This window comes from Yersinia sp. 2542 StPb PI (genome assembly GCF_048593855.1).
In the GTDB taxonomy this organism is placed as follows: Bacteria; Pseudomonadota; Gammaproteobacteria; order Enterobacterales; family Enterobacteriaceae; genus Yersinia; species Yersinia enterocolitica_E.
The window spans coordinates 1-2,239 of sequence record NZ_JAZGQA010000335.1 but is presented as its reverse complement, the minus strand read 5'-3'; the positions used below and the strand labels follow the sequence as shown (position 1 = coordinate 2,239).

The following is a 2,239-nucleotide window of genomic DNA, read 5'->3' as shown; positions in this document are numbered from 1 at the left end:
ATAAAAAAATTATACAAAAAAGTAATGATTATTAATTCGTCCAGCAGCAGCACAATCTTTATTCCAGCTTAATAAATGTTAAACACTTCCCACTAAATGAACAGTGAACTGGTTATAATGAAACGTTATTTCATTTTATTTACACGAAAGGGAAAGCCATGATTACTGGAAATATTCATCATTTGGAATTGTTGCCTTATCTGCCTGCACAATTAAAAGAAGCTATTGAGTATGTGAAGAGCCATATCACCGCAGAAACCCCATTGGGTAAGCATGATGTTGATGGCAATAATCTATTCGTATTGATCTCCAATGACTGCACGGATTATCTGGAAAATCGCCGTGCGGAATATCACGCTAAGTATCTGGATATTCAGATTGTTTTGGCGGGCGTCGAGGGGATGACGTTCAGTAATCAGCCTGCCGGTAAGCCGGACACTGACTGGTTAGCGGACAAAGACATCGCTTTTTTACCGGCGGGTGTTGATGAGAAGCAGTTTGTTATGCAGACCGGTGATTTTGTGGTGTTCTACCCGGGTGAAGTGCATAAACCACTGTGTGCGGTGGGGGAACCGGCTAATGTGCGTAAAGCTGTTGTGAAGATATCTGTAAAATAAGCTATTTCACTTGTCAGCTTGAGCTTCGGGCAGTGCTCGCCGCCGTCACATACTCCGTGTATGCTCCGTTGGCTGCGCGCTGTCCGCACTCAATCTGCCTGCGCCAATAACGCTTATTGATTAGATGTGAAAATAATTAAAAGCCGACACATCAGATGATCGGCCCTGTTATGTTTAGTCTTGACCCAATGTCGCGACCATCACTGCTTTGATGGTATGCAGGCGGTTTTCTGCTTGATCAAATACGATGCTGTGAGCAGATTCAAACACCTCTTCGGTAACCTCCATTCCCCCCGGCAAATCATACTGTTCGGCCATTTGTTTGCCCACGGTAGTTTGGTCATCGTGGAATGCAGGCAGGCAGTGCAGGAATTTGACCTGCGGGTTACCGGTGAGTTTTACCACCTCCATATTGACCTGATAAGGTTTCAGTAAGGCAACACGTTCTTGCCACACCTCTTTCGGCTCACCCATTGACACCCAAACATCGGTGTACAGGAAATCAGCGCCTTTTACCCCTTCGGCAATATCTTCTGTCAGCGTGATTTTTCCGCCCGTTTTCTGTGCCTGCGCTCGACAAGCCGCCACCAAACTGGCCTCCGGCCAACATGCTTTTGGTGCAACCAGGCGCAGATCCATTCCAACCAGAGCCGCCGCTTCCAGCATGGTGTTACCCATGTTGTTACGCGCATCACCAAGATAGGCAAACTTCATTTCACTCAGCGCCTTACCCGGCAAATGCTCTTGCATGGTCAGCAAATCAGCCAGTAGCTGGGTTGGATGGAATTCATTTGTCAGACCATTCCATACCGGGACGCCGGCAAATTCGGCCAACGTTTCAACGATTTGTTGCCCGTGACCGCGATATTGGATACCGTCATACATGCGGCCTAGCACTCTGGCGGTATCTTTAATTGATTCTTTATGCCCAATTTGGCTCCCGCCTGGGCCGAGGTAAGTCACGCGAGCACCTTGATCATATGCGGCAACTTCGAAAGAGCATCGGGTACGAGTCGAGTCTTTTTCGAAGATGAGCGCGATATTCTTACCTGCTAATTTTTGCTGCTCACAGCCTGATTTCTTGGCTTGCTTGAGTTCAGCAGCTAGATCCAGCAGGGCCGTAATCTCGATGGGGGTAAAATCCAGTAACCTTAGAAAGTGACGTTTATAGAACTGACTCATCTGTTCATCTCCATTTGCCCTTCATAACTTGCGGTCTGGCTACAACACCAATTATTGGGGGGATTAATTGAACTTCAATATGAATTTAAATTCAATTTATACGTATAATTATTCAATTACAACCCTAATCAATAAATCTTTCTCGTTTATAGTGGAGGCATTAGCGTGGGTGTGGGAAAATAGCATCATACAAAGCCCATTGACTGAGGATAAAGGCATGGCAAACCGCGAAATGCTGGACGAACAACGTGACGAGACCCGCCTGATCATCGAAGAACTGCTAGACGATGGCAGTGACCCAGATGCGCTATACACCATTGAACATCACCTTTCCGCTGAGAAGTTCGACGTGTTGGAGAAGGCTGCCGTTGAAGCATTCAAGCTGGGTTATGAAGTGACAGATGCTGAAGAGCTGGAAGTGGAAGATGGCTCATTAGTGA

Annotated in this window: 3 protein-coding genes; 2 read left to right on the top strand and 1 reads right to left on the bottom strand. The window is 46.5% G+C overall.

The features are described from left to right. The first annotated feature begins 158 nt into the window (after window positions 1–158). Window positions 159–617 (top strand): YhcH/YjgK/YiaL family protein, encoded by a 459-nt coding sequence (locus V1952_RS21320; RefSeq protein ID WP_420075500.1) that lies wholly within the window; start codon window positions 159–161, stop codon window positions 615–617. A gap of 174 nt (window positions 618–791) precedes the next feature. On the opposite strand, the gene argF is transcribed toward V1952_RS21320, so the two are convergent. Further along, entirely contained in the window at window positions 792–1,799 is a 1,008-nt protein-coding gene (argF, locus tag V1952_RS21315) for an ornithine carbamoyltransferase (protein WP_372557871.1), read from the bottom strand. Window positions 1,800–2,016: 217 nt separating this feature from the next. Here argF and rraB point away from each other — a divergent pair. Continuing rightward, window positions 2,017–2,239 (top strand): ribonuclease E inhibitor RraB (gene rraB / locus V1952_RS21310; RefSeq protein ID WP_420075499.1); only part of this gene is annotated, 223 nt, incomplete at its 3' end.

What these genes read in the sequence shown, in the direction of transcription:
- argF (WP_372557871.1), bottom strand. Translation starts at nt 1,799, where the DNA reads ATGAGTCAGTTCTATAAACGTCACTTTCTAAGGTTACTGGATTTTACC.
- V1952_RS21320 (WP_420075500.1), top strand. Translation starts at nt 159, where the DNA reads ATGATTACTGGAAATATTCATCATTTGGAATTGTTGCCTTATCTGCCT.